This window comes from Aeromonas sp. 82P (assembly GCF_051919365.1).
GTDB lineage: Bacteria > Pseudomonadota > Gammaproteobacteria > Enterobacterales > Aeromonadaceae > Aeromonas > Aeromonas veronii.
This window is the reverse complement of sequence record NZ_JBQBEV010000001.1, coordinates 790463-814608: the sequence shown is the minus strand read 5'-3', so window position 1 is coordinate 814608 and position 24146 is coordinate 790463. Positions and strand designations below refer to the sequence as shown.

Sequence of the window (24146 nt, the reverse complement as noted above, 5' to 3'; positions counted from 1 at the left end):
TGAATCAGAACACGCGAAACGAGCACTCTGATTGCTGCAACGGTTATAGAAAAACCATGCTGTTCAATATGATAACGACATGGTTATGAAAAAAGCGCGGTAACTTATTTAGTGGGTCCAGGCCTTGCCTGACCGGAATATAAAGGTGGAAGAGAGATTATGGCCAGTCGAGGCATCAATAAAGTCATTCTGATCGGTAACCTCGGGCAAGACCCGGAAGTACGCTACATGCCGAGTGGCGGTGCTGTGACCAACATTACTCTGGCTACCTCCGAAACCTGGCGCGACAAGCAGACCGGTGAGCAGAAAGAGCGTACCGAATGGCATCGCGTCGTCTTCATGGGCAAGCTGGCCGAAGTGGCTGGCGAGTACCTGAAGAAGGGCTCCCAGGTCTATGTGGAAGGCAAGCTGCAGACCCGCAAATGGCAAGATCAGAGCGGCCAGGAGCGCTACACCACTGAAGTGCTGGTCGACAGCTTCACTGGCGTAATGCAGATGCTGGGTGGCCGTCCGCAAGGCGGTCAGGGTATGGGCCAGAACATGGGTGGCCAATCCCAGGGTAACTGGGGTCAGCCACAGCAAAGCATGCCTGCCCAGCAGCCGATGAATCAGCAGCGCCCGGCACCGGCTCCGCAGCAGAACATGCAGCCGCAAGGCGGTTATGGCCGTCCTGCCCAGCAGCCGCAATCTGCGCCGCCGGTATATAACGAGCCGCCGATGGATTTCGACGACGATATCCCGTTCTAAGAACAGAATATTGAAAAGGCCCTGATAACTCAGGGTCTTTTTTTATGCACTCAGGCTGAACCTCTCAGCCCGAAAGGGATATAACGCTTTTTGGTTGCCTCCCCTACAGTGATGGATATTCTCCACAGGAGCGCTTTGTGAAAAGTGCAATGAAACTGCTCACCCCTTTATTGCTACTGCTGACCAGCATGCTCTCCGGCCAGTTGCAGGCAACGCCACTCAAGGTCGGGGTCAGCTTTGCCATCCCTCCATATGTGATCGAAAGTAATCAGAGTGGCATCGAGCTGGATCTGCTGAAAGAGGCGTTCGCTGGCAGCGGCTATGAGCCCAGCTTTGAATTTCTGCCGCTGGAGCGTACCTTCCGCCTGTTCGAGTCAGGAAAGCTGGATGCCATCATCAACGTCAGACCCGGTATGGTTGATCCTCACGTTCTGACCCAGCCCGTTATCACCTTCCATAACCGGATCTTCACCCTGCGCAGCACCCACATCAATACTCTGGACGACCTGCATTCAAAACGGGTCACCGCCTTTCAACGGGCAAGGATCATTCTGGGGGGCGCGTTCGCCACCATGGCCAACCAGAATCCCCACTATGAGGAGGTAGCCAAGCAGCAGGTGCAGGTACATCAGCTGATGCGCGGCAGGGTCGATGCAGTCGTACTGGAGGAGCGGGTGTTCTACTACTACCTCGACCAGCTGATTGCCACCGCCCAGGCAGGCGAGCACTACGAGCGCAATCAGGTCAGACAAGCAGACCTCTTCCCGCCCACCGTCTATCACTTTGCCTTCCGAACGGCCGATGCACGCAATCTGTTTGATAAGCGCCTTGAGGCGATGCGTCAGGATGGTCGTTATCACCAGATTTTCGCGGCTTACGGCGCCACACCGTGAGCCACAAACATAAAAGCCAGCCGGTAAGGGCTGGCTTTGTACTGGCTCCGAAGGAACAGCAGTAGGGGAGCGTTACTTCATTGCGCTGCCGTTTTTCAGTTCTGCTTTCTGACGTTTGGCTTCGCGTTTCTCTTTCAGTGACATCTGCGGTTTTTTCTTGGCATCTTTGCCGTTGTGATGTTCTTTGTTACTCATCATCAAACTCCAAAAATGTTACCCAGACAGTTGGTTCCTCATGGGAGCCAGCATGCCATCCGAATCATCAACTTCAGTACGCTTGGTGGGATGGTGCAAGACCATCACCAGACCCAGCATACCCTCCAGCGGCATCCGGATCCAGCCTCATTCTCGTCCAAAAGATGTCGCGCGCAGCCCCTTGAGAGGGGAGGCCAAACAACCTCGACAGGAAAGACCAAAAAAGAGTAATTCGCATTATTAAATGTTGTCACGCTTATATTAAGCCATCGTTACCTAGATACTTTCACGGATAAATATAAATCCCTCTCATTATTTATTGCCGCACAAGAGGTCACCATTTTAATAAGCATTCGCAATATCATCGGAAACATCAGGTTACAACACCGAATAGGTTATTTCCGGTCAGCCGGATATAATGCGCGCCGCACCGAAATATCCGTTTTTATTCAGGAAGCTGTGACATGAACAGAAAAACCAGAGCCGCCATGGTGTCGGTCTGCTCCAATATCAGTCTGATCATCATGAAAATGGTGGCCGGTTTCGCCAGCGGCTCGGTCAGTATCATCTCGGAGGCGATCCACTCCGCCATGGATCTGGTGGCGGCCCTGATCGCCCTGTTCGCGGTGAAAAAGTCCGATCTCCCGCCCGATGAACGCCACCCCTATGGTCACGACAAGATTGAAAATGTCTCCGGCGTCATCGAAGCACTGCTTATCTTGCTGGCCGCGGGCTGGATCATCTTCGAAGCCGTCGACAAGCTGATCACCCCCAGCCCGATTGAAAGCATTGGCTGGGGCGTGCTGGTGATGGTGATCTCGGCGCTGGTCAACAGCGGTGTCTCGGCCTACCTCTACAAGGTGGCCCGAGAGGAGGAGTCGGTCGCATTGGCTGCCGATGCGCTCCATCTCAAGGCGGATGTGCTCACTTCAGCCGGCGTCGCCGTCGGTCTGGCGGGATCTGGCTGGCCGGTCTGTTCGGCCATTCACTCGCCATCCTCGACCCGCTGGTCGCCATTGCGGTCGCCATCTTTATTGTCAGAGAGGCGATCAGCATGCTCAACGAGGCCTTCCAGCCACTGATCGACCAGAGCATGAGCCCGGAAGAGCTGGCGATGACCAGCCGCATCATCACCGAATGCTGCCCTGCCGCCAGCGGTTTCCACGATCTGCGCAGCCGTCGTGCCGGTCGTCGCCGCCATATCGACTTCCATCTCACACTGCCCCCGGAGATGAGCATCGGCGAAGCCCACGATATCTGTGATCGCATCGAACACGCCATCATGGCGCAACTGCCCCACGCCATCGTACTGATCCACGTCGAGCCGGAGGAGCAAGAGCTGCCCTCGCCGCTCGCCATAAATTGAAATGTGGCAAACAGGCGGGAAAGTGGCAGCGAAATAACGGAAAGTTGGCACAAACCCGCATTTTTACTGCCGGAAAGCCGATTGCATAAGAAGTGATCGGCACAACTGTGTTAGGGTGTCTAACCACCCTGCCGCAGGAGCGCGCCGTGAAAAAGCTGGAAATGAAAGATCTGACCGAGGCCGAAAAAGCCGAGATAGCCTTGTTATTGCAAAAGGCACAAGCCAATGCAGACCACCAGCTGACCAACGGAGAGCGGAACAAGATCCGTGAAGAGGGTCGCCTGAAAATTGTGGCCGACCGCGCCGAAGCGGCCAAGGCAGCCTCCAAGCTGGCTCGCGAGAAAGCCAAAGAGCGCGCCAAGAACCAGGTACTGCCGGAAACCTTCAGCTGGATTGATTCGGTCAGCAACAAGTTTCGCAGCAAGCGCTGATCCCTTCTTGCAAAACGCCCGCTGGCACTTGGTGCCAGCGGGCGTTTGCATGTCTGGGCAATGCTCGATGAGCCAAATTTGGCGCCGCCATTGATTTGCAGCCCAGAAGCTAATCGCAGCAGCAAAGAAGTGATTTACATTGTGAGTTAGAGAAAACGCCAACTGACAATCCACGTCTCTCGCCACCTTTTCATTTTTTCTCATATTTTTTGCCAGAACTGGCTACATAGTCAGGACAAAAAAGCCGAATCTGACTTGTCACAGGGTGATATGAGTCCGCACTGATTTTTCTATGCCGTTGAAATGCATCATGTTTACTATAAAAAATGATATTTTTGGCTGTTACAAAACATTAATATAGAGATAAAGTTTGCTTTAAAAATGAGAGCGTGTTTTAATCTTTCTCGATGGTTCGGCAGTTCAGACCTGATTATGTTAGGCAGTCATTTTAGTAAAGCAGTGATTAGCATAAGCGTTATCCTTGGATAATTCTTATCAAATAATTCTCCTTCTTTAGTGCTCCCCATACGTATTGCTGACGAAAAATCAAAAATTGCCATTTAGGTGGCATTCAACACTATTTAAGGAAATTATTATGTCTAACAAAATGACTGGTACCGTTAAGTTCTTCAACGCTGAGAAAGGTTTTGGTTTCATCTCCCCGGCTGACGGCAGCAAAGACGTGTTCGTACACTTCTCTGCTATCCAGTCCACCAGCTTCAAAACCCTGGACGAAGGTCAGCGCGTTGAGTTCACCATCGAGCAAGGCCAGAAAGGCCCGGCTGCTGCCAACGTAGTTGGTCTGTAATTCAAGCCGGAGCATGCTGCTGATGGCTCATGCCAACTGCTGACAGCTCTGCAAGAATTTAAAAAACCCGCTTCGGCGGGTTTTTTGTTGTTCCCCGCTTTTTCCTCACAGATCTCCCCTCCCCCGACCGCTTGATCCCTCCCTTACACGCTCTCACCGCTTGAGTCTTAGAATGAGTTCCGAATGGACTCAAAATGTAAAATAGTGACGAAAAAGTCCGGTTATCCGCTGTATTTGCCACGAATTCTTGCTATTTTGCGCGCCACCAACGCAAACGATTTCCTTCACACTTTCAGGATTAGTTATGGCAAAGCAAGATATGGCCGCCCAAACAGGGACTGGCGGCTTTCTGGACTCTTATTTTTCCATTTCTGCGCGCGGCAGCAGCGTGCGTCAGGAGCTGGTCGCGGGGCTGACCACCTTCCTGGCGATGGTCTACAGCATCATAGTGGTGCCGAACATGCTGGGTGCCGCCGGCTTTGAGCAGGGCCCGGTGTTTGTTGCCACCTGTTTGATCGCCGCCTTCGGCTCCCTGCTGATGGGGCTGTGGGCCAAGCTGCCGATGGCTATCGGTTGCGCCATCTCCCTCACCGCCTTTACCGCATTCAGCTTGGTGCTGGGTCAGGGGCTGAGCATTCCGGTCGCGCTGGGCGCCATCTTCCTGATGGGTGTGCTGTTTACCCTGATCAGCGTCACTGGCGTGCGCCAGTGGATCCTGGACAACCTCCCCTCCGGCATCGCTCACGGCACCGGCATCGGTATCGGTCTGTTCCTGCTACTGATCGCCACCAACGGCGTCGGCATGGTGATCAAGAACGAAGGGGCCGGTCTGCCGGTGCAACTGGGTGAAGTGACCGCTTTCCCGGTCATCATGACGGTGCTGGGTCTGGCCGCCATCTTCGGTCTGGAGCGTCGCAAGGTGCCGGGCGGCATCCTGATGGTGATTATCGCCATCTCCATCCTCGGTCTTATCTTCGACCCGAAAGTGACCTGGCAGGGCTTCTTCGCCATGCCGAGCCTGACAGGCGAGAAAGGCTCGCTGGTAGGCAGCATGGATCTGCTGGGCGCCCTCAATCCGGTAGTCATTCCGACCGTACTGGCGCTGGTGATGACCGCCGTGTTTGACGCTACCGGTACCATCCGTGCCGTGGCCGGTCAGGCTGGCCTCATCAACGAGCGTGGCCACATCATCAGCGGTGGCAAGGCCCTGACTGCCGACTCCGTCAGCAGCATGGTGGCAGGTGCCGTTGGTGGTGCTCCGGCTGCCGTCTACATCGAATCTGCCGCAGGCACCGCGGCCGGTGGCAAAACCGGTCTGACCGCCGCGCTGGTCGGCGTGCTGTTCCTGCTGATGATCTTCCTCTCCCCGCTCAGCTATCTGGTACCGGCTTACGCCACCGCACCGGCCCTGATGTACGTCGGTCTGCTGATGCTGGGCAACGTCACCAAGCTGGACTTCAGCGACTCGGTCGATGCCCTCTCCGGCATGCTGTGCGCCGTCTTCATCGTACTGACCTGCAACATCGTGACCGGCATCATGCTGGGCTTCGTGGCGCTGGTCGTTGGCCGCATCTTCGCTGCCGAGTGGAAGAAGCTGAACGTCGGCACCGTCATCATCGCCCTGGCGCTGGTGGTCTTCTACGCCGGTGGCTGGGCCATCTAACCCGTCCGCATATTCCGGTTATAGCGAAGGGCCCTGCGGGGCCCTTTTTCATGGCTGTGAGTCAGCTAACAGTTTCCCGCCCGTTTGCCCCGCACCGTTTCAGATTGAAACACCTATCCCTCTTCTGCTGTTTCAAATCCGAACCAAAACGCCCGTCATTTTTATCCCTTTTTCTGTCGTTAGACTGGCTCCATCAACCATTTGCCCACCCGTGCGGTGGCAAGCCAAGGAGTGAGCCATGAAGAAACTGATCAATGCCGTCGATGCTGTGGTCCGTGAACAACTGATGGGGATGGCAGCCGCCCACCCCGAGCTCAAGGTACGTATCGAACCCCACTACATCACCCGCGCCGACTCCCCCGTGATGGGCAAGGTGGCGCTGGTCTCCGGCGGTGGCAGCGGCCACGAGCCGATGCACGGCGGTCTGGTGGGCAAAGGGATGCTGGATGGCGCCTGCCCCGGCGAGATCTTTACCTCTCCGACCCCGGATCAGATGTACGAATGCGGTCAGGCCGTTGATGGCGGCGCGGGCGTGCTGTTTCTGGTGAAGAACTACACCGGCGACGTACTCAACTTCGAGACCGCGGTCGAGCTGCTGCACGGCGATGGTGTAAAAGTGGGCTTCGCCCTGATCGATGACGACGTGGCGGTCAAAGACAGCCTCTACACCGCCGGCCGCCGTGGGGTTGCCACGACAGTGCTGTGCGAGAAGCTGGTCGGTGCCGCCGCCGAGGCGGGCTACGATCTGGCGCGTTGCGAGGCGCTGGCCCGCCGCATCAACAACCAGAGCCGCACCATAGGCGTGGCCATGCATGCCTGCACCGTGCCTGCCGCTGGCAAGCCCTCCTTCACTCTGGCGGACAACGAGATGGAGTTCGGCGTCGGTATCCACGGCGAGCCGGGCATCGAGCGCCGCCCCTTCACCGACCTCAATACCCTGGTGGACGACATGTTCAGCGAGCTTGCTGACAACACCCCCTATGGTCGCCCCCTGCGCCACTGGGATCGCACCAGCGGCAGTTGGCAGGAAGAGCACACCTTTATCGAACCGCTCAACAAGGGTGATCGGGTCATCGCGCTGGTCAACAGCCTCGGCGGCACCCCGATTTCAGAGCTCTACGGTGTCTATGGTCGCCTCGCGACCCTGTGCGAGGAGGCGGGCATCCATCTGGTGCGCAACCTGATCGGCCCTTACTGCACCTCCCTCGACATGACCGGCATCTCCATCACATTGCTCAAGGTGGATGATGAGCTGATGACCCTGTGGGATGCCCCCGTTCACACCCCCGCCCTGCGTCGCGGCTGCTAAGGAGAACCCATGTTAAGCAAGCATCACATCGTCAACTGGTTGCTCGACTGCGAGCATATCTTCACCGAGCAGCGCGACTACCTCACCGCGCTGGATACCGACATCGGCGACGGCGACCACGGCCTCAACATGCAGCGCGGCTTCGCCAAGGTGGCCGAGAAGCTGCCCGCAGTGGCGGACAAGGATATCGGTCAGGTGCTGAAAACCACCGGCATGACCTTGCTCTCCTCGGTCGGCGGCGCCAGCGGCCCGCTCTATGGCACCTTCTTTATCCGGGCAGCGGCCAGCAGTGACGCCTGCCAGAGCCTGAGCCTCAGCCAGCTGTGCAAAATGCTGAGCGACGGGGTGGAGGGCATTGTTTCTCGCGGCCGTGCCGAGCCGGGCGACAAGACCATGTGCGATGCCTGGTGGCCGGCACTGGCCGCCCTGCAACAGGCGCAGCAGCAAGAGCTGCCCCTCAACGAGGCGCTGGACAAGGCGGTGGCAGCCGCTGCCGCCGGCACCGAGGCGACCATCCAGATGCAGGCCCGCAAGGGGCGCGCCAGCTATCTTGGCGAGCGCAGCATCGGCCATCAGGATGCCGGGGCCACCTCGACCCTGCTGCTGCTGACCGCCCTGCGTGACAGAGCGAGGTTGTGACATGATCGGAATCGTAGTTGTCTCTCACAGCGCCCAGCTGGCGGCCGGTTTGAAAGCGCTGGCCGACCAGCTCGGCAGCCCGGCCAGATTGCTGCTGGCGGCCGGGGTCGATGACCCCGACCACCCCATCGGCACCGATGCCATCGCGGTGATGAGTGCGATTGAAGAAGCGGATGACGGCAGCGGCGTGCTGGTGCTGATGGACTTGGGCAGCGCTCTGCTGAGCGCCGAGACCGCCCTAGAACTGCTGCCACCCGAGTTAAGCGCAAGGGTGCGGCTCTGCCCCGCCCCGCTGGTCGAGGGTACCCTGGCCGCCGTGGTGGCGGCCGGTTCCGGCCTGACGCTGGATGAGGTGGCCGCCGAAGCACTCGGCGCGCTGGGCCCGAAACAGGCGATGCTGCCAGCCAGCGCGGCGCAGACTGCCACCGAGACAGCCCCCGTTGCCGACGACGGCTGGCTGCGCTGCGAGGTGCTGGTGGATAACCCCCACGGCCTGCATGTGCGCCCCGCCGCCCGACTGGTGGCTGCCCTCAAGCCCTTTGCCGCTGAACTCAAGCTGCAAAAGGGGGATAAAGAGGCCAACCCCCGCAGCCTGACCCGGCTCGCCATGCTCAACGTGCGGCAGGGCGACCAGCTCATCCTGCTGGCGCGCGGCGAGGATGCCAGCGCCGCCTTGGCCTGCTTCCAGCAGCTGGCCGCCGAGCGCTTCGGCGACTGACGCCGCACACCATTGTTTCAAGGGGCTGCACTCGCTCGCTGAGCCTGTGCAGCTTCATTCAAGACGAAGGAGTCCCCGGCACTGCCGCCCCTTCGCCCCGATTCTTAATTCATAAAGAGAGAGGGATAAAAAATGGACCGCATTATCATCAGCCCCAGCAAATACGTGCAAGGCAACGGGGCCCTCGCCAATATCGGCAACTACGTCAAGGCGCTCGGCAGCAAGCCGCTTATTCTGGCCGACGCCTTCGTCACCAAGCTGGTGGGCGATACCGTAGCCACCAGCTTCCACGGCGCGGGGATCAAGCCGGAGTTCGACTGCTTCAACGGCGAGTGCTCCCGCCCCGAGATCGACCGCCTGCTGGCACGCTGCCAGCAGACTCCGTTTGACGTCATCATCGGCATCGGCGGCGGCAAAACGCTGGATACAGCCAAGTCGGTCGCCTTCTACCAGAAGGTGCCGGTGGTCATAGTGCCCACCATCGCCTCCACCGATGCCCCCACCAGCGCGCTGGCGGTCATCTACACCCCGGAGGGGCAGTTCAGCGAATACCTGATGATCCCGACCAACCCCAATATGGTCATCATGGATACCGGCGTGGTCTCCCGCGCCCCGGTGCGGCTGCTGGTCTCCGGCATGGGGGATGCGCTCTCCACCTATTTCGAGGCGCGCGCCAACAAGGTTTCCGGTTGCCAGACCATGGCCGGTGGTGCTTCTACGCTGGCGGCGCAGGCCATCGCCGAGCTCTGCTACAAGACTCTGCTGGCCGATGGCTACAAGGCCAAACTGGCAGTGGAACAGGGGCTCTGCACCAAAGCAGTGGAGAACATCATCGAGGCCAACACCTACCTGAGCGGAATCGGCTTCGAGAGCAGCGGACTGGCCGCCGCTCACGCCATCCACAACGGTCTGACCCAGCTCGCCGAGTGTCACCACCTCTACCACGGTGAAAAAGTGGCGTTCGGTACCCTGGTGCAACTGGTGCTGGAGAATGCACCGATGGCGGAGATCGAAACCGTGTTGGCCTTCTGCCGCTCGGTTGGCCTGCCGACCAACCTGCATATGATGGGGGTCAAGGAGCTGGATATGGCGCGCCTGATGGAGGTGGCCAAAGCCTCCACCGCCGAGGGCGAGACCATCCACAATATGCCGTTCAAGGTCACCGCTGAGGATGTGCTGGCGGCCATCGTCACCGCCCACCAGTTGGGGCTGTAATCGCGCCACTGCTGACCTTGCCATATAAAACGGCCCCGCAACTGCGGGGCCTTTTCATTTTCTGCGGGCCGATTGGCTACAGCTCGGATCGCCGTCAACCGTGATAGTCGGCGGGATCGATCTCGAGCAGTTTCAGTCGCCGCCAGAGGGTGGTGCGACTGATGCCAAGATGATGGGCTATCTGGCTCACCTGCCCCTTGCAGGCGTGGGCGCAGCGCAAGATGGCTTGCCGCTCCAACTCCGCCAGCGTGAGCAGCGGTTGCCCCACCACCTCGTCCGCCACCTGCTGATAGCCGTGACGAATGGCGGCGGGCAGCGCCTCCGGCGGGATCGGCCCCTGACCGGCATGAAGCAGCGCATGCTCGACGGCGCTGCGCAGCTCCCCCAGATTGCCGGGCCAGGGATAGGCGAGCAGGCAGTCGAGGGCCGCCGGACTGAACTGGCGCACCGGCTCGCGCCCCTGCGCCGCCAGCTGCTGGCTGATAAGGCCCGGCAGGTCCGCCGTGCGCTCCCGCAATCCCGGCAGCCACAGCTCGCACGCCTGCAAGGCATAGAGCAGCTGGCGGCCAAACAGCCCCTCCTGCACCAGCTGCTCCAGTGGGGCGCTGCTGGTGGCGATGATCCGCACCTTGAGCGGCAGGATACGGGCCGAATCGAAGCGCTGGATGCGGCCGGTCTTGAGCAGTTGCAGCAGCGCCGCCTGCATGGGGGCAGAGAGGCACTCCACCTGCTCCAGCACCAGGGTGCCGCCGTGGGCCAGCTCGAACTTGCCCGCCCGCTCCTGCCCCGCCTCGTCGGAACCCATCAGCTCCAGCGCCATCCGCTCGCTCGGCAGCGCCTTGCAGTTGAGGGTAATGAGCGGCCCGGCGGCCCGTTCGCTACCGAAGTGGATCGCCTCCGCCAGCTGGGCCTTGCCCACCTCCTCCTCGCCGCGCAGCAGGATCGGCCCCTGACTCTGGGCCGCCTGCCGGGCGTAGCGCAGCAGTTTGCGCATGGCGCTCGACTCCCCCACCAGCGCCGACAGCTCGGGCACCGTCTGGCGCAGCTGGTGAATGGCCCGCAACCGATCGACCGGGTGCAGCAGGGCGATAAAGCTGACCCCCTCGGGCCCCGGCAGCGGCTTGAGGCTCACCAGCGCATTGATGAACTCACCCTCCTGCGCGCCAAGCCGCTCCAGCGTCACCTCCACATGGCTGAGCGGTGTCTGCCCCCTGATGGCCAGCTGCAACCGCTGCGGCAACAGCAGATGCTGCTCGAGCGGCTGGCCGAGACAGAGCGCCGGATCGAGCAGCAGCCGTTGTGCCGCCAGCGCGTTGAGGTAGCGCAGCCGCCCCTGCGGATCCCAGGCCAGCACGCCGTCATCCATGCCATCGAGCAGGGCGTAAAGCTCGCTCAGATGGTGCTGGGACTCCTGCATCAGGGTCTCCATCTGCAGCAGATGGGCCAGCTCGCGCCCGGCGCTGACGGTGAGCGCCAGATCGCCGGCGCTCGCCTCCTCCACCTTGCAGATCAAAGCGATGATGGCGACCTGACGGCCATTGCTGTTGTAGACCGGGCTGGCGCAGCTGTGCCACGGGTGGAGGGTCTGGTTGAAGTGCTGGGAGCCGCTGACGCAGAGCGGCACGCCCTCCAGCGCCGCCAGATTGATGGCATTGGTGCCGATACGCCCCTCGCTGAAAAAGGCACCGGGGCCAAACCCCAGCGCCGCCAACTCCGCCAGCGTGCCGGGGTGGCCGGTCTGGGCCAGCAGGCAGCCGCTCTCGTCGGTGAGCAGCAGGGCGCAGGGGCGCCCCTCCATAAATTCGTAGAGATCTTCGAGGGCCATCTCGCCGGTGGTGAGCAGGTCGCGCTTGCGCTGGCGCAGGCTCTGCAAGGTCTGCCCCTTGGCGCTGTGGGGCGGATGCCAGAGGGTGGCACTGGTCTGGTGGACGCAGCGCAGCCAGGATGCCTGCAGATAGTCAGGCCAAACGAGCAGCGGCTGAAGGTCAGATGGCATGGTCACAGCAATATCCGGCAAGATGTGAGCCGACCATTTAACCACGCCAGCGCCCCCGATTCAGTGACCTGCCTCAGAGGGTGGTAAGCCCGCTCTGCTCTTGGTCGGGTTCACCGTCGGCCAATTGCTGGCCGAGCCAGTGACAGAAGGCGCGGCACACCTTCGCTCTCTTGATATATAGCCCGATCACAATACGGGCTTGTTTATGAAGAAGAGGCCGGATGGTGCTTTTCATTGCCGCCCCAGAAGTGTATTTTTACTCGGTGGCAAAAAGTAGAGCCAAAAGAGGATGTTGCTCGAATGAGCTCAGCGCTATAGGTGTGCCGATAAGGTTCTGATTTAAAATGATTTTCTTTCAATCGATCATGGCGAACCGGAGTTATATGGAAGGCTCTATTAACGGATTAGTACCGCCTTCAATCTAATCACTGTTAGCACTCCAAAGCCACACCACTAGAGGGTCATATGAGCATTACGTTTGATCTAAATAAGTTCCTAGAGGATAAGGCAACAATTTTCAGGTTGGTTGTTCTTTCTCTCGTCTCAATTATCTATATAGCTCCAGGGTTATTGATGATCTTTTATTTCGATCCAGAGCTTCTAGTGAAATTGTCAGAATTAAAATTATTTGTATTTTCTGCAGCTATATCTCTTCCATTACATATACTGGCCGCAGTTCTAATCATGTGCTCTCCTAGAACACAAATAGAGGTCTTGCAAGATCCTTCAAAATTAAGGGGTCTTGTGCTTAGTCTTGGTGCGTTGATTTGGGCTGTAGTTTGGGTGTTTCTTATTCCTTGGCTTTCTACGCTCAATGCTTGGCTCTATCCGAGTATCGGAGAACTAACTGAGAAATATCAGTTAATAATTGCATATCTAATGAGTTTGGCATTCTTCATGGTTGTCGGCATTGCAGGGTTCTTTAAAACTACGTTGCCCTATGTGCGGCAATCCAGTGCTAACAAGTAAAGGCAAGCGACGCCAAAAAGCGGCGCGCCTGCTTTAGGCGTTAGCTTTTTCAAAAACTAAGGAGTAGGTAATGAAGTCTAAAGATGAAGTTTGGAAAGAAGCCTGTTCGACATCTATGAACAAATGGATTGGTATTATTGAAGAAGAGACAGATATTGTTTCATTTGGTTCTAATCCAACACAAAAAATGCGCGATCTTATTGATAAAATTAAACTCGCAATTGAAACAGGTGAAAATGTTGACACATCTATAAATGCGCTGATCCAAGACGCTTTTGATAAAGGTGTTCAGAGTGGTTTTGCGAAAGGTTTATCGAAATTTATTGATGGTTCGATAACAACAAAGAAAGTTAGGAATAAAGATAGTTGGATTTTAAGTACCAATTCAAAGCAATATCAAATTACCGCAAAGCTACCGAGTGCAGGCGAAAATACAATTACAACTACTTCATATATAAAAATTAATGAACATGGCTTTGAGTAATAAAAGCTAAAAAAGCTGTCATGGAGGGACGCAAAAAGCTTGGCTGCGCTCCTTCGTCGCTAATTTTAGCCAAGCTTTTGTGCGCCCCATATGGCAGCGTTAGCATTCAAGGAGAAAGGTTTACACATTCCAGGGAAGCCCGTAGGTTCGATTAGCCGTAAGGCGTAATCGGACGTTCGCGTAAATCTATTCCCCCGCAATAACGGCCATCCATATTTCCCCTCTGCCAGATGCCGCTGATTCACGGATAAAACCGGAACAACGGCATCTCGATCGTCCGATTACGCTTCGCTAATCGAACCTACATGAGACGGTCATATGTGGGATATGGAGGCTGGCGCGGATCTGCCAATCCGACACGATCGCCATAAATCACGATCGTCAAAAACCAAAGAGCCGCCCAATGGGCGGCTCTTTGTATCAGCGATGGATGGCTGAATCGTCTTGTTACCAAATCGTCTTTTTACTGAATCGTTATTGAGCTTTGGGCGCTTCAACCGCAGCGGTCGCCGGTTGGTCATCTTCCTTGATCCAGGCATCCAGCAGGGTGTAGCCCACCGCCAACACTACCGGGCCGATAAAGAGACCGATGATCCCCATGGTCAGCAAGCCACCGATTACCCCCACCAGAATGAGGATGAGCGGCAGGTCGGCGCCACGCTTGATCAGGAAGGGGCGCAGGAAGTTGTCCATGGTGCCCGCAATCAGTGACCACACCAGCAGGAAGGTGCCCCAGGTGGTGTCACCGCTCCAGTAGAGGTAGCCGATACAGGCCAACAGCACCGGGAAGGGGCCGATCTGGGCGACGATCAGCAGGAACATCACCACCACCAGCACCATGGCGTAAGGGATACCGGCAATCAACAGGCCGACACCGGCCACCGAGGATTGCACCAGCGCAGTCACCACCACACCCATCGCCACGGCACGGATCGCCTGTGAAGCCAGCACAGTGGCGTTGTCGCCACGCTGACCCGCCAGCCGGTGGGCGAAGCGGCGAATGCCGGTCGCCACCACTTCACCCGAGTGATAGAGCACACCGCAGATACCGACCGTCAGCAGGAAGTGGACAAACAACAGCCCCAGATTACCGGCCTGAGAGGCCAACCAGCGGGCGGTCTGACCGAAATAGGGGGCCAGCTTGGCAAACAGCACCTGACCACCGCTCGCCAGAATTTGCTGCCAGAAGTCATAGAGCTTGTCGCCCACCAACGGGATCTGTTGCAGCCAGAGCAGCTCCGGCGGCGGTGACTGGCTGATATGGGTACCCAGCTCGATCAGCATGGGGGCCTTCTCCGCCACATTGGCCAGCGTCATAAAGAGCGGGATAACAAACATCAGCAGCAGCACCAGCGTCATAAAGAGGGCCGCCAGGGTGCGCTTGCCCCACAACAGGCGCTGCACCATCAACATCAGCGGCCAGGTGGCGATGGTGATCATGGTGGCCCACACCAGCGCAGGCAGGAAGGGCTGCAACACCAGGAAACAGGAGATAATCAGGATGCTGAGAAACAGCACCCCCAGGGTTATCTTGGCCAAATCCACTTTTTTCACATTCATAGAGTTCCCTTTTCAGAGCCGTTGCCCTTGGGTCGTGTGTCGCATTTCAAGAAAGAGAGTATCCACCAGAGGCCAGCGCTCAACCAGAGCCCCAGCCCGAAAAAGAGCACAAACTGACCAAGCAGGATGGCCAGCGAACTGCTGGTCAGCAGCGGTAGCGCCCAGAGCCCTGCCCCTATCACCGCGCCCCCCGCCAGGGTGACCACGCCGGTCACAATGGGGGGATAACCGCCGCGAGTCAGGGAGCGCAAACCGCCAACCCAGAGCCCGAGCGCTGCCATGCTGATCCCGGCCAGATGGGCCGATTGGGTCAGCCCCCCGAGCGCCAGCGCAGATGCAATCAGCAGCAGCCAAGCTGCCGACTGCCTGTCGGCACGCCAGCAGGGGCGGGCGGCCAGCAGCAAGGCGCCGATCAGCAACCCCGCCGCCACGTCCGAGATAAAGTGCACCCCGAGCCAGACCCGCGCCAGACCTGTGGTCAGCGCCAGCAGCAAGGCCAGCGAATAGGCCAGCCCGCGCCGGGCAGGCCAGAGCCAGCCAAGCAGCGCGCCCCAGAACAGCAAGGCCGAGGCGGTATGGCCGCTCGGCATGCCAAAGCCTTGCGCGCTCTGGGTTGCCAGTTCAGGTTGCAGATGGAAGGGGCGCGGCCAGCCAATCCCCTCCTTGCTTGCCTGCACCAGCAAGCCGAGCCAGAGCATAGCGAACAGCAGCTGGCGCAGCCGCGGCCACCCCAGCAGCGGGAGCAGCAAAGGTATCAGGGCAAGCTGAAAGCCGCCTGAACCAAACAGATTGCTGACCGACAGCCACCACACATCGGGCCCCAGCCACTGCTGCAGCCGCTGCATCAGCGGGATCTCGACCTGATGCAGTGCATTGCCCTGCGCCACGAAATCGGCCTGCCAGCGTACCTCGCTCTCGGGCACCTTATCCAGTCGGGATTGCAGCCAGTCGAGCTGATCCGGGAAGCGGCGCTGCTCGCGGGGGAGCTTGTCCACCGCGATCAAGCGGGCGTTGAGGATCTCCCCACCCAGATTGGGGGCCTTCAGGATGGAGACAAACGCAGTGTCTTGCTGCGCGACAATCGGTTCCAGCGTGCGGCAGGCGAAGATAAGCGCCCGCTGCCAGCGGCCCAACTCCTGCACCACCTCCCCCCGCAAGCCAGTCTCTTCATAGAGCTCGCGCAGCGCCGCCTGCTGCGGGCTCTCGCCGCCATCTATATAGCCACCGCTCAGGCTGTAGCGGGAGGAGATGCGATCCTGCACCAGCAGCAGTTGATCCTGATGGCGGATGGCGCAGGCGGCTGCCGTTGGGCCAGCCGGTTCGGCACTCAGGGCTGGCAGAGCGGCAAACAGCGCCAGCAAGAGTAAAAAGAGGGTTCTCGACATCAATTTGCTTTCCCTATGCACAATGGCGACAAGCCTCCCAGAAATCAGATAGTTGGGCAACGGTAGCGGCCGGATCGCCGCCATTCCCGCCGCGCTGGCGGTGCACGGAAGATTGCGATGAAGCAGGGCACTCCCTACTATTGGCGGCTATCTTCAATTTCATGCAGCAAACGCTGGAGCCCTCCATGAGACAGTTCGGCTTTTTCCTCGGCATCGCCATCGGTGTCATTTTGATCCTGTTCGGCAGCATCGTCATCTTCCAGGCGCTCCCTGCCGCACTGGATGTATTGGAGATGCCGAGCCGCATCCCGTTCGTGCGCGAGGTCTACACCTGGCTGATGACCAGCGCCAACGGCCTGACCGCCCAGCTGGAGCAGAACTTCCTGGAAGCCTTCCAGACCGTGCTCAAGCTGATCCTGCTCATCACCTTCATGTGGGTCTGCGTCAAGCTGGTCAACATGGGGGTTCTGATTATCCGCGCCGGGGTTGATCTCATCCGCACCGCCATCGCCCACAGCGAAGGCCCCCACGACCAGAAGAAGCCGGATCAGCACGATCACTTCTGACTCTGATATGGTCGATTGATGTGAACGCTGCCGCCCCCAACCGGGGCGGCAGTGTTATATGCGCGCTATGAAGGCCCTCCCTGCCCCATGAATACCCGATAAAGCAGCGGCTTTCCCTTGTGAATCAGCAAACTGCCCATATGTTGCATCACCTTGACATGGTTTGCGCCCCGCGCGGCGGCTGCCCAGTTTCTATCCCGACCCCGTGCTCTGGTATAATCAACCACCTCTTTTCCCCGTTATGGAGCCTGTTCATGCCCAATCATGCAGAAAGTGCCCTCGAGGTTCGTCTCGACAAGTGGTTGTGGGCGGCCCGTTTCTACAAGACCCGCTCCATTGCGCGGGATCAGATAGACGGGGGCAAGGTGCACTACAATGGTCAGCGCAGCAAACCGGGCAAACAGGTGGAAGTGGGGGCACTGATCCGCTTCTGGCAGGGGCAGGACGAACGCGAAGTGCGGGTGCTGGCCTTGAGCGAGCAGCGCAAATCGGCACCGCTGGCCCAGCAGCTCTATGAAGAGACCGCAGAGAGCCTGAAAAAACGGGCCGAGAACAGCGAGGCGCGCCGCTTCAACAGCCAGTTTGCCCCCAGCCCCGAGCGCCGCCCCGACAAGCAGGAGCGACGCCAGTTGCTCAAGGTCAAACAGTACTGACCGACCCCGATTTGATACCGGGCTGGCATCAACCCCAGCCCGCCCGATTTACCTCACCGAAAAGCCAGGAATACATGATGAGCAACCAAGATCTGCTGTATCGCTATCTGTTTGAAGAGTACGAAGTGCGTGGCGAGCTGGTCCAGCTGGATCACACCTACCGCCACGTGGTGGAAGCCCAGAACTACCCGGTGCAGGTGCAAAAACTGCTGGGCGAGCTGCTGGTCGCCACCAGCCTGCTGACCGCCACCCTCAAGTTTGAAGGCTCTATCACGGTGCAACTGCAGGGCGATGGCCCGGTGCGTCTGGCCGTGATCAACGGTGACAACAACCAGCAGCTGCGCGGCGTGGCTCGCTATGAAGGCGAGCTGCCGAGCGATGGCAAGCTGCAGAGCCTGATTGGCAACGGCCAGCTGATCATCACCATCACCCCGGAGCAGGGCGAGCGCTATCAGGGCATCATCGCGCTGGACGCCGACACTCTGGCAGGCTGCCTGGAGCACTACTTCGCCCGCTCCGAACAACTGGCCACCAAGCTGTGGATCCGCACCGGCTACCATGAAGGCGAACCGCGCGCTGCCGGCATCATGCTGCAGGAGCTGCCTGCCCAGAGCGAGGATCACAGCAACGATTTCGATCACCTGACCCAGCTCACCAGCACCATCAAGGATGAAGAGCTGTTCGGCCTGCAGGCAGAAGAGATCCTCTACCGTCTCTACCATCAGGACAAGGTGCGGGTGTTCGATCCGCAGGCGGTCGAGTTCCGTTGCACCTGCTCCCGCGAGCGCTGCGAAGGGGCCCTGTTGCAGATAGAAAAGGAAGAGGTCATGGAGATGGTGCAGGAGCTCGGCAAGATCGACATGCACTGTGATTATTGTGGCGCCCAGTACCAATTTAATGGGATCGATGTCGAAACCCTGTTCAGCAGGGCTCCCGGCAATGATGCAAACCAGTTACACTAATTAAAGGCGGGCAAAACCCGCCTTTAACTTTAATAACAAAAAAATACCCTATTTTATAAAGTTTGATGGCGATCGCTAAACTCTACCACCTAAGTGATAGGATGACCGTCAGATAGAACCCTACCAACCTCTGAACCCAGGAGAATACAATGACAATCGTGGCAGAACCCACCCTGGCCCAACAATTAGGACTGGACCAGTACGGCATCAAAAACAGCCAAGAAATCGTTCGCAACCCCTCTTACGAGCAGCTTTTCGCGGAAGAGACACGCCCTGACCTGGAAGGGTTCGAGCGCGGTGTGGTGACCGAGCTGGGCGCCGTCAACGTAAACACCGGTATCTTCACCGGTCGCTCCCCGAAAGATAAATATATCGTCAAAGATGCCACTACCCAGGATACTGTGTGGTGGTCTGACCAGGGTAAAAACGATAACAAAGCCATTACCCCGGAAGTGTGGTCACATCTGAAAGGGCTGGTCACCAAACAGCTCTCCGGCAAGCGCCTGTTTGTGGTCGACGGTTTCTGCGGTGCCAACCCGGATACCCGCCTGGCCGTGCGCATCATCACCGAGGTGGCCTGGCAGGCACACTTCGTGAAAAACATGTTCATCCGCCCGAGCGATGAAGAGCTGAAAACCTTCAAGCCTGACTTCGTGGTGATGAACGGTGCCAAGTGCACCAACCCGAACTGGAAGGAGCAGGGTCTCAACTCCGAGAACTTTGTTGCCTTCAACATGACCGAGAAGATGCAGCTCATCGGTGGCACCTGGTACGGTGGCGAGATGAAGAAGGGCATGTTCTCCATGATGAACTACTTCCTGCCCCTGCGCGGCATTGCCTCCATGCACTGCTCCGCCAACGTGGGTCAGGACGGCGACGTTGCCATCTTCTTCGGCCTCTCCGGCACCGGCAAGACCACCCTCTCCACCGATCCCAAGCGTCAGCTGATCGGCGATGACGAGCACGGCTGGGATGACCACGGCGTGTTCAACTTCGAAGGGGGCTGCTACGCCAAGACCATCAAGCTCTCCGAAGAGGCTGAGCCGGACATCTACCACGCTATCCGTCGCGATGCGCTGCTGGAGAACGTGACTGTTGCCGCAGATGGCACCATCGACTTCGATGATGGCTCCAAGACCGAGAACACCCGCGTCTCCTACCCCATCTATCACATCGACAACATCGTCAAGCCGGTCTCCAAGGCAGGTCACGCCACCAAGGTGATCTTCCTGACTGCCGACGCCTTCGGCGTGCTGCCCCCGGTCTCCAAGCTGACCAAGGAGCAGACCAAGTACCACTTCCTCTCTGGCTTCACCGCCAAACTGGCCGGTACCGAGCGCGGCATCACAGAGCCGACTCCAACCTTCTCCTCCTGCTTCGGCGCAGCCTTCCTCTCCCTGCACCCGACCAAGTACGGTCAGGAGCTGGTGAAACGGATGGAAGCGGCAGGTGCAGAGGCCTATCTGGTCAACACCGGCTGGAACGGCACCGGCAAGCGCATCTCCATCAAGGATACCCGCGCCATCATCGACGCCATCCTGGATGGCTCCATCGAGAAGGCCGAGACCAAGGTGCTGCCGATCTTCAATCTGGAGATCCCGACCGCGCTGCACGATGTGAACCCGGCGATCCTCGACCCGCGCGACACTTACGCCGACAAGGCCGAGTGGGATGCCAAGGCAGTCGATCTGGCAGGGCGCTTCATCAAGAACTTCGAGCGCTTCACCGATAACGACGAAGGCAAACGTCTGGTTGCGGCAGGCCCGCAGCTGTAACAGGCTCGCTTCGTATCAGTGACACCATGCCGGTCAGCCATGCTGACCGGCATTTTTGTTTTTGTGGAGCCCCGAACGCCGCCATCGCCCCCGTTAAAGGGGCCAAAACCTTGCCTTTGCCCATTGTGACAGGTTAGATTCAGCCAAACTTTATACAATATACAATTCTGTAACGCCCAATCGTGACCCGACCATGACCCCACCCTACAAGACCCGAACCCAGATGGTGATGGAAAACCTCCGTGGCCGGATCCTCCGTGGGGAGTTCCCCGCTGGCGCCCCCTTGCGTCAGGATGCCATAGCCAAAGAGCTGGCCGTGAGCCGCATCCCGGTGCGCGAAGCCCTGATGCAGCTGGAAGCGCAGGGGCTGGTGAAGTTCGAAGCCCATCGCGGAGCCGTGGTCACCATGCTGGACGCCTCGGCCATTGAAGAGCTCTTTTATTTGCGAGCGCTGCTGGAAGCCGATACCCTGTTTCACGCCGTCGACAAGATGACGGAAGCCACCTTCGCGCAAGCGGAGGCGATCCTCGCCCAGTTTGATCACGCCCTGGAGTCAGGCACCCAGATCGAACATTGGGCCGAGTTGAACCACAGCTTTCACGCCACCCTCTATCAGGCAGCCGGTCGCCCCCAGGCACTTGAACTGATCGCCCAGATCAATCTGAGCTGTGACCGCTATGTCCGCTTCGAGCTGCTCTTTGCCAGCGACGGGGTGGACAAGGCGGAGCGTGAACACGCCCAATTGCTGGAACTGTGCCGCGCCCGGCGCAAGCACGAGGCGGTGGTGCTGCTCAGGCAGCATATCGAAGCAGCAGGTCAGTCGATCAAGCGGATCCTGGCCAGCGGCCATAAAAACTGAACACTCATATAGCAACCATCTGGCACTAACGACATGAATAATTTCGAGATAATTGAAACCCGCGTCGCCCAAGTCAGGGCCGAGCTGGCCATGCAGGAGTTGGACGCCTTTATCGTCCCCCACGATGATGAGCACCTCGGCGAGTACATCCCCGCCTATGCCGAGCGGCTTGACTGGATCACCGGTTTCAACGGCTCTGCCGGCGTCGCCATCATCATGGCACAGCGGGCAGCCCTCTTTGTCGATGGTCGCTATACGGTGCAGGCGCGGATGCAAACCCCCGCCGAACTATTCGAATTCCTCCACCTCATTGAAAATCCTCATGTGCAGTGGCTGGCCGAGCAGCTGCCGTCAGGCTCCCGGGTCGGCTTTGATGCCCGCCTGCACAGCCTGACCTGGTACAAGAACGCCAAGGCCGTGCTGGCCGATCGCGGTATCGAGCTGATCCGCGTCGAGCAGAACCCCATCGACCTGAACTGGAGCGATCGCCCGGAGCCGACCAAGAGCCCGGTCATCCTCTACAGCGAGGAGCTGGCAGGCCAGTCCAGCCAGTCCAAACGTGAACAGCTGGCGGCCGACCTGCGCAAGCGCGGGCTGGATGCCGTGCTGCTGACCCAGGCCGAGCCCATCAACTGGCTGCTCAACCTGCGCGGCCGCGATATCGACCGGCTGCCGGTGGTGCTGGGCTTTGCCGTGCTCTACGCCAACACCAGCATGGATTTCTTCGTCGATACCGACAAAATTGACTGCTTCGCCTTTACCCAACACGTGGGACAGGATGTCTCCGTCTACCCCATCGACAAGCTGGGCGACGTGCTGCAGCGCATCGGTGAAGATCAGCAGAAGGTGCTGGCCGATCCGGACAGCGCCAACGCCTGGACCCAGCTCGTCATGGAAGAGGCGGGCGCCATTCTGGTGGCAGGGCAAGACCCCACCATGCTGCCGAAAGCGTGCAAGAACGAGATCGAGCTGACGGGTATGCGTGCCGCTCACCTGCGTGATGGCGTGGCCATGACCCGCTTCCTCGCCTGGCTGGATCGGCTGGTCGCCTCCGGCGAGTTCGAGGGGGTGAATGAAGGCACCCTGGCCGATCAGGTGGAAGCGTTCCGCCGCGAGCAGGAGCACTACGTCGAGCCGAGCTTCGATACCATCTCCGCGCTCGGCCCCAACGCCGCCATGTGCCACTACCACCACACCAATGGCACCCCCCGTGCGTTTGGTCAGGACAGCCTCTATCTGCTGGACTCCGGCGCCCAGTATATGGATGGCACCACCGACATCACCCGCACCATCAAGGTGGGTGAGGTGAGCGACGAGCAGAAGGCGATGTTTACCCGGGTACTGCAGGGCCATATCGCGCTGGATCAGGCCCGCTTCCCCCGTGGCACCGCCGGTATCCAGCTCGACGTGCTGGCCCGCATGCCGCTGTGGCAGGCCGGTTACAACTATGACCATGGCACCGGTCACGGCGTCGGCCACTTCCTGAGTGTCCACGAAGGGCCCCAGCGCATCGCGCCGAAAGGGAGCATGGTCGCCCTGCAACCGGGCATGGTGCTCTCCAACGAGCCGGGCTACTACCGTGAAGATGGCTTCGGCATCCGTTGCGAAAACCTGGTAGTGGTGACCGAGCTGGAACAGGTTGGCGAGCTGCCGATGCTGGGCTTCGAGCGTCTGACCTACGTGCCGTTCGATACCCGCCTGATCGACCGCAGCCTGCTGAGCCCGGCCGAATTCCGCTGGATCAACGAATACCATGTCGAGGTGTTCCGCCGCCTGAGCCCGCTGCTCGAGGGCGAGGATCTCGCCTGGCTGGAGCAGGCAACCAGCCTCATCTGATGACACAGGGCCTGCGGGCCCTGTTTTTTATCCCCCCTTTTGACCTGTATCAACACCCAAAGCGAGCAGGTCAGGAGAATGGCGGCCATGAAAAGTCATCATGCCAGCCCAGCCCGGGGCTCACACGCCGCAGCCAGCAAAAAGGCGAGTGACCATCCCAGACTCATGCGCGAGCAGCAGACGGTCAGCGCCATGATCCGCCTCTACTGCCAGCACCATCATCAGGATCCCCATTGCCGCCACTGTCGCCAGTTGCGGGATTTCGCCCATCAGCGCCTGCGTCGCTGCCGTTATGGCCACGGCCACAAACCCACCTGTGCCAACTGCAATATCCACTGCTACGCCCCGGCGATGCGCAAACAGATCCAGCAGGTGATGAAGTGGAGCGGCCCGCGCATGTTGCTGCGCCACCCCTGGCTCACCCTCCGCCACCTGCTCGACGGCTTGCGCAAAGCCCCCAAACTGCCCCAGAGCCGCCCCCTGCCGCCATAACCGCCAATCCCTTGCATCCGGCAGGGGATGACCACTACCCTATGACTCCTTTTTTGCCGTTGACCCCAAGGTCAGCGGCGTTGCCGATCCGTTTGCTGCCAATGGAGTTCTGATGCACCACAACCCGCCCCTGCTACGCACCGCTACCCACAATGACATGCACGCCATCTGGCAGATCGATGCCAAGGTGTTTGGCGAAGATGTCTATCCCGCCTTCTTCTTCCGTCAGGCGATGGATTTGTGGCCCGAGTTGTTGTTGGTGGCCGAATACGAGGGGCAGCTGGTGGGGTATGTGCTGGGGGGATTCGGTCAGGAGCGGTCGCAAGGCTGGGTACTCTCGCTGGCGGTACTGCCCGAGGCGCGCGGTTTTGGTCTGGCCGAGCGAATGATGCGCCAGATGGAGGCCAACCAGCAGGCGCTGCAGATCAGCGAACTGCGGCTCACGGTCGATCCGGCCAATCCGGCCCAGCGCCTCTACTACCGGCTCGGTTACACATTGCAGGCGGAAGTAGCCGACTATTTCGGCCCCGGAGAAGACCGTCTGCTGCTGGTTAAAACCCTCTCCGGTACAGCTGCGATTCAAGGACAAAACCGGTTACAGAACGCATAATTGGTTACATTTTGC

General features: G+C 59.1%; 24 protein-coding genes and 1 pseudogene. 20 read left to right on the top strand and 5 right to left on the bottom strand.

What is annotated here, in order from left to right; genetic code table 11:
- The first annotated feature begins 159 nt into the window (after positions 1-159).
- Positions 160-747 carry a single-stranded DNA-binding protein gene (locus tag ACTG2S_RS03795; protein WP_005340181.1) on the top strand — a complete coding sequence of 196 codons (588 nt, stop codon included), beginning with the start codon at positions 160-162 and terminating at the stop codon, positions 745-747.
- 149 nt (positions 748-896) lie between these two features.
- On the top strand, positions 897-1640 hold the full coding sequence (locus tag ACTG2S_RS03790) for a substrate-binding periplasmic protein (protein ID WP_274161757.1): 744 nt from the start codon (positions 897-899) through the stop codon (positions 1638-1640).
- Positions 1641-1712: 72 nt separating this feature from the next.
- On the opposite strand, the gene ACTG2S_RS03785 is transcribed toward ACTG2S_RS03790, so the two are convergent.
- Entirely contained in the window at positions 1713-1838 is a 126-nt protein-coding gene (locus tag ACTG2S_RS03785; RefSeq protein ID WP_019445191.1) for a hypothetical protein, read from the bottom strand.
- Positions 1839-2299: 461 nt separating this feature from the next.
- On the opposite strand from ACTG2S_RS03785, the pseudogene ACTG2S_RS03780 reads away from it, so the two are divergent.
- From ACTG2S_RS03780 to ACTG2S_RS03745, 8 genes and pseudogenes are all read left to right on the top strand, one after another.
- Positions 2300-3201: pseudogene (locus tag ACTG2S_RS03780) on the top strand (cation diffusion facilitator family transporter).
- 146 nt (positions 3202-3347) lie between these two features.
- Positions 3348-3632, top strand: coding sequence for a DUF3811 domain-containing protein (yjbD, locus tag ACTG2S_RS03775; RefSeq protein WP_005340165.1), 285 nt, complete (start codon positions 3348-3350; stop codon positions 3630-3632).
- A 595-nt stretch (positions 3633-4227) separates the two neighbouring features.
- On the top strand, positions 4228-4440 hold the full coding sequence (gene cspE / locus ACTG2S_RS03770) for a transcription antiterminator/RNA stability regulator CspE (protein ID WP_005316548.1): 213 nt from the start codon (positions 4228-4230) through the stop codon (positions 4438-4440).
- A 304-nt stretch (positions 4441-4744) separates the two neighbouring features.
- Positions 4745-6103, top strand: coding sequence for an NCS2 family permease (locus tag ACTG2S_RS03765; protein WP_005355011.1), 1359 nt, complete (start codon positions 4745-4747; stop codon positions 6101-6103).
- Positions 6104-6341: 238 nt separating this feature from the next.
- Positions 6342-7412, top strand: coding sequence for a dihydroxyacetone kinase subunit DhaK (gene dhaK / locus ACTG2S_RS03760; protein ID WP_274161744.1), 1071 nt, complete (start codon positions 6342-6344; stop codon positions 7410-7412).
- A 9-nt stretch (positions 7413-7421) separates the two neighbouring features.
- Positions 7422-8051, top strand: a complete 630-nt coding sequence (dhaL, locus tag ACTG2S_RS03755; protein ID WP_021231630.1) for a dihydroxyacetone kinase subunit DhaL — start codon at positions 7422-7424, stop codon at positions 8049-8051.
- Between the two features lies 1 nt (position 8052).
- Positions 8053-8769 carry a dihydroxyacetone kinase phosphoryl donor subunit DhaM gene (gene dhaM / locus ACTG2S_RS03750; RefSeq protein WP_274161745.1) on the top strand — a complete coding sequence of 239 codons (717 nt, stop codon included), beginning with the start codon at positions 8053-8055 and terminating at the stop codon, positions 8767-8769.
- Between the two features lie 132 nt (positions 8770-8901).
- Complete coding sequence (locus ACTG2S_RS03745; protein WP_167557495.1) at positions 8902-9984, top strand: glycerol dehydrogenase; 1083 nt, start codon at positions 8902-8904, stop codon at positions 9982-9984.
- A 94-nt stretch (positions 9985-10078) separates the two neighbouring features.
- Here ACTG2S_RS03745 and dhaR read toward each other — a convergent pair whose 3' ends face one another.
- Both dhaR and ACTG2S_RS03735 read right to left on the bottom strand, forming a co-directional pair.
- Complete coding sequence (gene dhaR, locus ACTG2S_RS03740; RefSeq protein WP_274161746.1) at positions 10079-11980, bottom strand: dihydroxyacetone kinase operon transcriptional regulator DhaR; 1902 nt, start codon at positions 11978-11980, stop codon at positions 10079-10081.
- A gap of 73 nt (positions 11981-12053) precedes the next feature.
- The gene (locus ACTG2S_RS03735; RefSeq protein ID WP_274161747.1) at positions 12054-12215 is read right to left on the bottom strand and encodes a hypothetical protein; all 162 of its coding nucleotides are present in this window, start codon (positions 12213-12215) and stop codon (positions 12054-12056) included.
- 230 nt (positions 12216-12445) lie between these two features.
- Between ACTG2S_RS03735 and ACTG2S_RS03730 the strand changes: the two genes are divergently transcribed.
- Together ACTG2S_RS03730 and ACTG2S_RS03725 are read left to right on the top strand one after the other, a co-directional pair.
- On the top strand, positions 12446-12949 hold the full coding sequence (locus tag ACTG2S_RS03730) for a hypothetical protein (RefSeq protein WP_274161748.1): 504 nt from the start codon (positions 12446-12448) through the stop codon (positions 12947-12949).
- Positions 12950-13019: 70 nt separating this feature from the next.
- The gene (locus ACTG2S_RS03725) at positions 13020-13433 is read left to right on the top strand and encodes a hypothetical protein (RefSeq protein WP_129503190.1); all 414 of its coding nucleotides are present in this window, start codon (positions 13020-13022) and stop codon (positions 13431-13433) included.
- Positions 13434-13907: 474 nt separating this feature from the next.
- Here the strand turns inward: ACTG2S_RS03725 and ydiK are convergent, their stop codons facing one another.
- Together ydiK and ACTG2S_RS03715 are read right to left on the bottom strand one after the other, a co-directional pair.
- Positions 13908-14993, bottom strand: a complete 1086-nt coding sequence (gene ydiK / locus ACTG2S_RS03720) for an AI-2E family transporter YdiK (RefSeq protein ID WP_005356525.1) — start codon at positions 14991-14993, stop codon at positions 13908-13910.
- A complete protein-coding gene (locus ACTG2S_RS03715; protein WP_274161749.1) occupies positions 14990-16378 on the bottom strand; it encodes a bifunctional NUDIX hydrolase/phosphatase PAP2 family protein in 1389 nt (462 codons plus the stop codon). Before ACTG2S_RS03715 ends, ydiK begins: the two co-directional genes overlap by 4 nt.
- Before the next feature lie 185 nt (positions 16379-16563).
- Between ACTG2S_RS03715 and ACTG2S_RS03710 the strand changes: the two genes are divergently transcribed.
- From ACTG2S_RS03710 to ACTG2S_RS03675, 8 genes are all read left to right on the top strand, one after another.
- Positions 16564-16944 carry a hypothetical protein gene (locus ACTG2S_RS03710; RefSeq protein WP_005340143.1) on the top strand — a complete coding sequence of 127 codons (381 nt, stop codon included), beginning with the start codon at positions 16564-16566 and terminating at the stop codon, positions 16942-16944.
- Positions 16945-17198: 254 nt separating this feature from the next.
- Positions 17199-17597: a ribosome-associated heat shock protein Hsp15 gene (gene hslR, locus ACTG2S_RS03705; RefSeq protein WP_005340141.1), complete on the top strand. Its 399-nt coding sequence runs from the start codon at positions 17199-17201 to the stop codon at positions 17595-17597.
- A gap of 77 nt (positions 17598-17674) precedes the next feature.
- A complete protein-coding gene (hslO, locus tag ACTG2S_RS03700) occupies positions 17675-18559 on the top strand; it encodes an Hsp33 family molecular chaperone HslO (RefSeq protein WP_019445177.1) in 885 nt (294 codons plus the stop codon).
- A 149-nt stretch (positions 18560-18708) separates the two neighbouring features.
- Positions 18709-20334, top strand: coding sequence for a phosphoenolpyruvate carboxykinase (ATP) (pckA, locus tag ACTG2S_RS03695; protein WP_005340139.1), 1626 nt, complete (start codon positions 18709-18711; stop codon positions 20332-20334).
- 193 nt (positions 20335-20527) lie between these two features.
- On the top strand, positions 20528-21193 hold the full coding sequence (locus ACTG2S_RS03690; protein WP_005340138.1) for a GntR family transcriptional regulator: 666 nt from the start codon (positions 20528-20530) through the stop codon (positions 21191-21193).
- A 33-nt stretch (positions 21194-21226) separates the two neighbouring features.
- Positions 21227-23029: an aminopeptidase P family protein gene (locus tag ACTG2S_RS03685; protein ID WP_047437868.1), complete on the top strand. Its 1803-nt coding sequence runs from the start codon at positions 21227-21229 to the stop codon at positions 23027-23029.
- A gap of 87 nt (positions 23030-23116) precedes the next feature.
- Positions 23117-23521 (top strand): nitrous oxide-stimulated promoter family protein, encoded by a 405-nt coding sequence (locus ACTG2S_RS03680; protein ID WP_005356534.1) that lies wholly within the window; start codon positions 23117-23119, stop codon positions 23519-23521.
- A 112-nt stretch (positions 23522-23633) separates the two neighbouring features.
- Positions 23634-24131, top strand: coding sequence for a GNAT family N-acetyltransferase (locus ACTG2S_RS03675; protein WP_005340127.1), 498 nt, complete (start codon positions 23634-23636; stop codon positions 24129-24131).
- Positions 24132-24146 lie beyond the last annotated feature (15 nt).

What these genes read in the sequence shown, in the direction of transcription:
- ACTG2S_RS03745 (WP_167557495.1), top strand. Translation starts at nt 8,902, where the DNA reads ATGGACCGCATTATCATCAGCCCCAGCAAATACGTGCAAGGCAACGGG.
- ACTG2S_RS03675 (WP_005340127.1), top strand. Translation starts at nt 23,634, where the DNA reads ATGCACCACAACCCGCCCCTGCTACGCACCGCTACCCACAATGACATG.
- ACTG2S_RS03790 (WP_274161757.1), top strand. Translation starts at nt 897, where the DNA reads ATGAAACTGCTCACCCCTTTATTGCTACTGCTGACCAGCATGCTCTCC.
- dhaR (WP_274161746.1), bottom strand. Translation starts at nt 11,980, where the DNA reads ATGCCATCTGACCTTCAGCCGCTGCTCGTTTGGCCTGACTATCTGCAG.
- ACTG2S_RS03795 (WP_005340181.1), top strand. Translation starts at nt 160, where the DNA reads ATGGCCAGTCGAGGCATCAATAAAGTCATTCTGATCGGTAACCTCGGG.
- ACTG2S_RS03785 (WP_019445191.1), bottom strand. Translation starts at nt 1,838, where the DNA reads ATGATGAGTAACAAAGAACATCACAACGGCAAAGATGCCAAGAAAAAA.
- ACTG2S_RS03725 (WP_129503190.1), top strand. Translation starts at nt 13,020, where the DNA reads ATGAAGTCTAAAGATGAAGTTTGGAAAGAAGCCTGTTCGACATCTATG.
- dhaL (WP_021231630.1), top strand. Translation starts at nt 7,422, where the DNA reads ATGTTAAGCAAGCATCACATCGTCAACTGGTTGCTCGACTGCGAGCAT.
- ACTG2S_RS03685 (WP_047437868.1), top strand. Translation starts at nt 21,227, where the DNA reads ATGAATAATTTCGAGATAATTGAAACCCGCGTCGCCCAAGTCAGGGCC.
- dhaM (WP_274161745.1), top strand. Translation starts at nt 8,053, where the DNA reads ATGATCGGAATCGTAGTTGTCTCTCACAGCGCCCAGCTGGCGGCCGGT.
- hslR (WP_005340141.1), top strand. Translation starts at nt 17,199, where the DNA reads ATGCCCAATCATGCAGAAAGTGCCCTCGAGGTTCGTCTCGACAAGTGG.
- ACTG2S_RS03710 (WP_005340143.1), top strand. Translation starts at nt 16,564, where the DNA reads ATGAGACAGTTCGGCTTTTTCCTCGGCATCGCCATCGGTGTCATTTTG.
- pckA (WP_005340139.1), top strand. Translation starts at nt 18,709, where the DNA reads ATGACAATCGTGGCAGAACCCACCCTGGCCCAACAATTAGGACTGGAC.
- ACTG2S_RS03690 (WP_005340138.1), top strand. Translation starts at nt 20,528, where the DNA reads ATGACCCCACCCTACAAGACCCGAACCCAGATGGTGATGGAAAACCTC.
- ACTG2S_RS03715 (WP_274161749.1), bottom strand. Translation starts at nt 16,378, where the DNA reads ATGTCGAGAACCCTCTTTTTACTCTTGCTGGCGCTGTTTGCCGCTCTG.
- ACTG2S_RS03730 (WP_274161748.1), top strand. Translation starts at nt 12,446, where the DNA reads ATGAGCATTACGTTTGATCTAAATAAGTTCCTAGAGGATAAGGCAACA.
- ACTG2S_RS03735 (WP_274161747.1), bottom strand. Translation starts at nt 12,215, where the DNA reads ATGAAAAGCACCATCCGGCCTCTTCTTCATAAACAAGCCCGTATTGTG.
- dhaK (WP_274161744.1), top strand. Translation starts at nt 6,342, where the DNA reads ATGAAGAAACTGATCAATGCCGTCGATGCTGTGGTCCGTGAACAACTG.
- ACTG2S_RS03765 (WP_005355011.1), top strand. Translation starts at nt 4,745, where the DNA reads ATGGCAAAGCAAGATATGGCCGCCCAAACAGGGACTGGCGGCTTTCTG.
- ydiK (WP_005356525.1), bottom strand. Translation starts at nt 14,993, where the DNA reads ATGAATGTGAAAAAAGTGGATTTGGCCAAGATAACCCTGGGGGTGCTG.
- hslO (WP_019445177.1), top strand. Translation starts at nt 17,675, where the DNA reads ATGAGCAACCAAGATCTGCTGTATCGCTATCTGTTTGAAGAGTACGAA.
- cspE (WP_005316548.1), top strand. Translation starts at nt 4,228, where the DNA reads ATGTCTAACAAAATGACTGGTACCGTTAAGTTCTTCAACGCTGAGAAA.
- ACTG2S_RS03680 (WP_005356534.1), top strand. Translation starts at nt 23,117, where the DNA reads ATGAAAAGTCATCATGCCAGCCCAGCCCGGGGCTCACACGCCGCAGCC.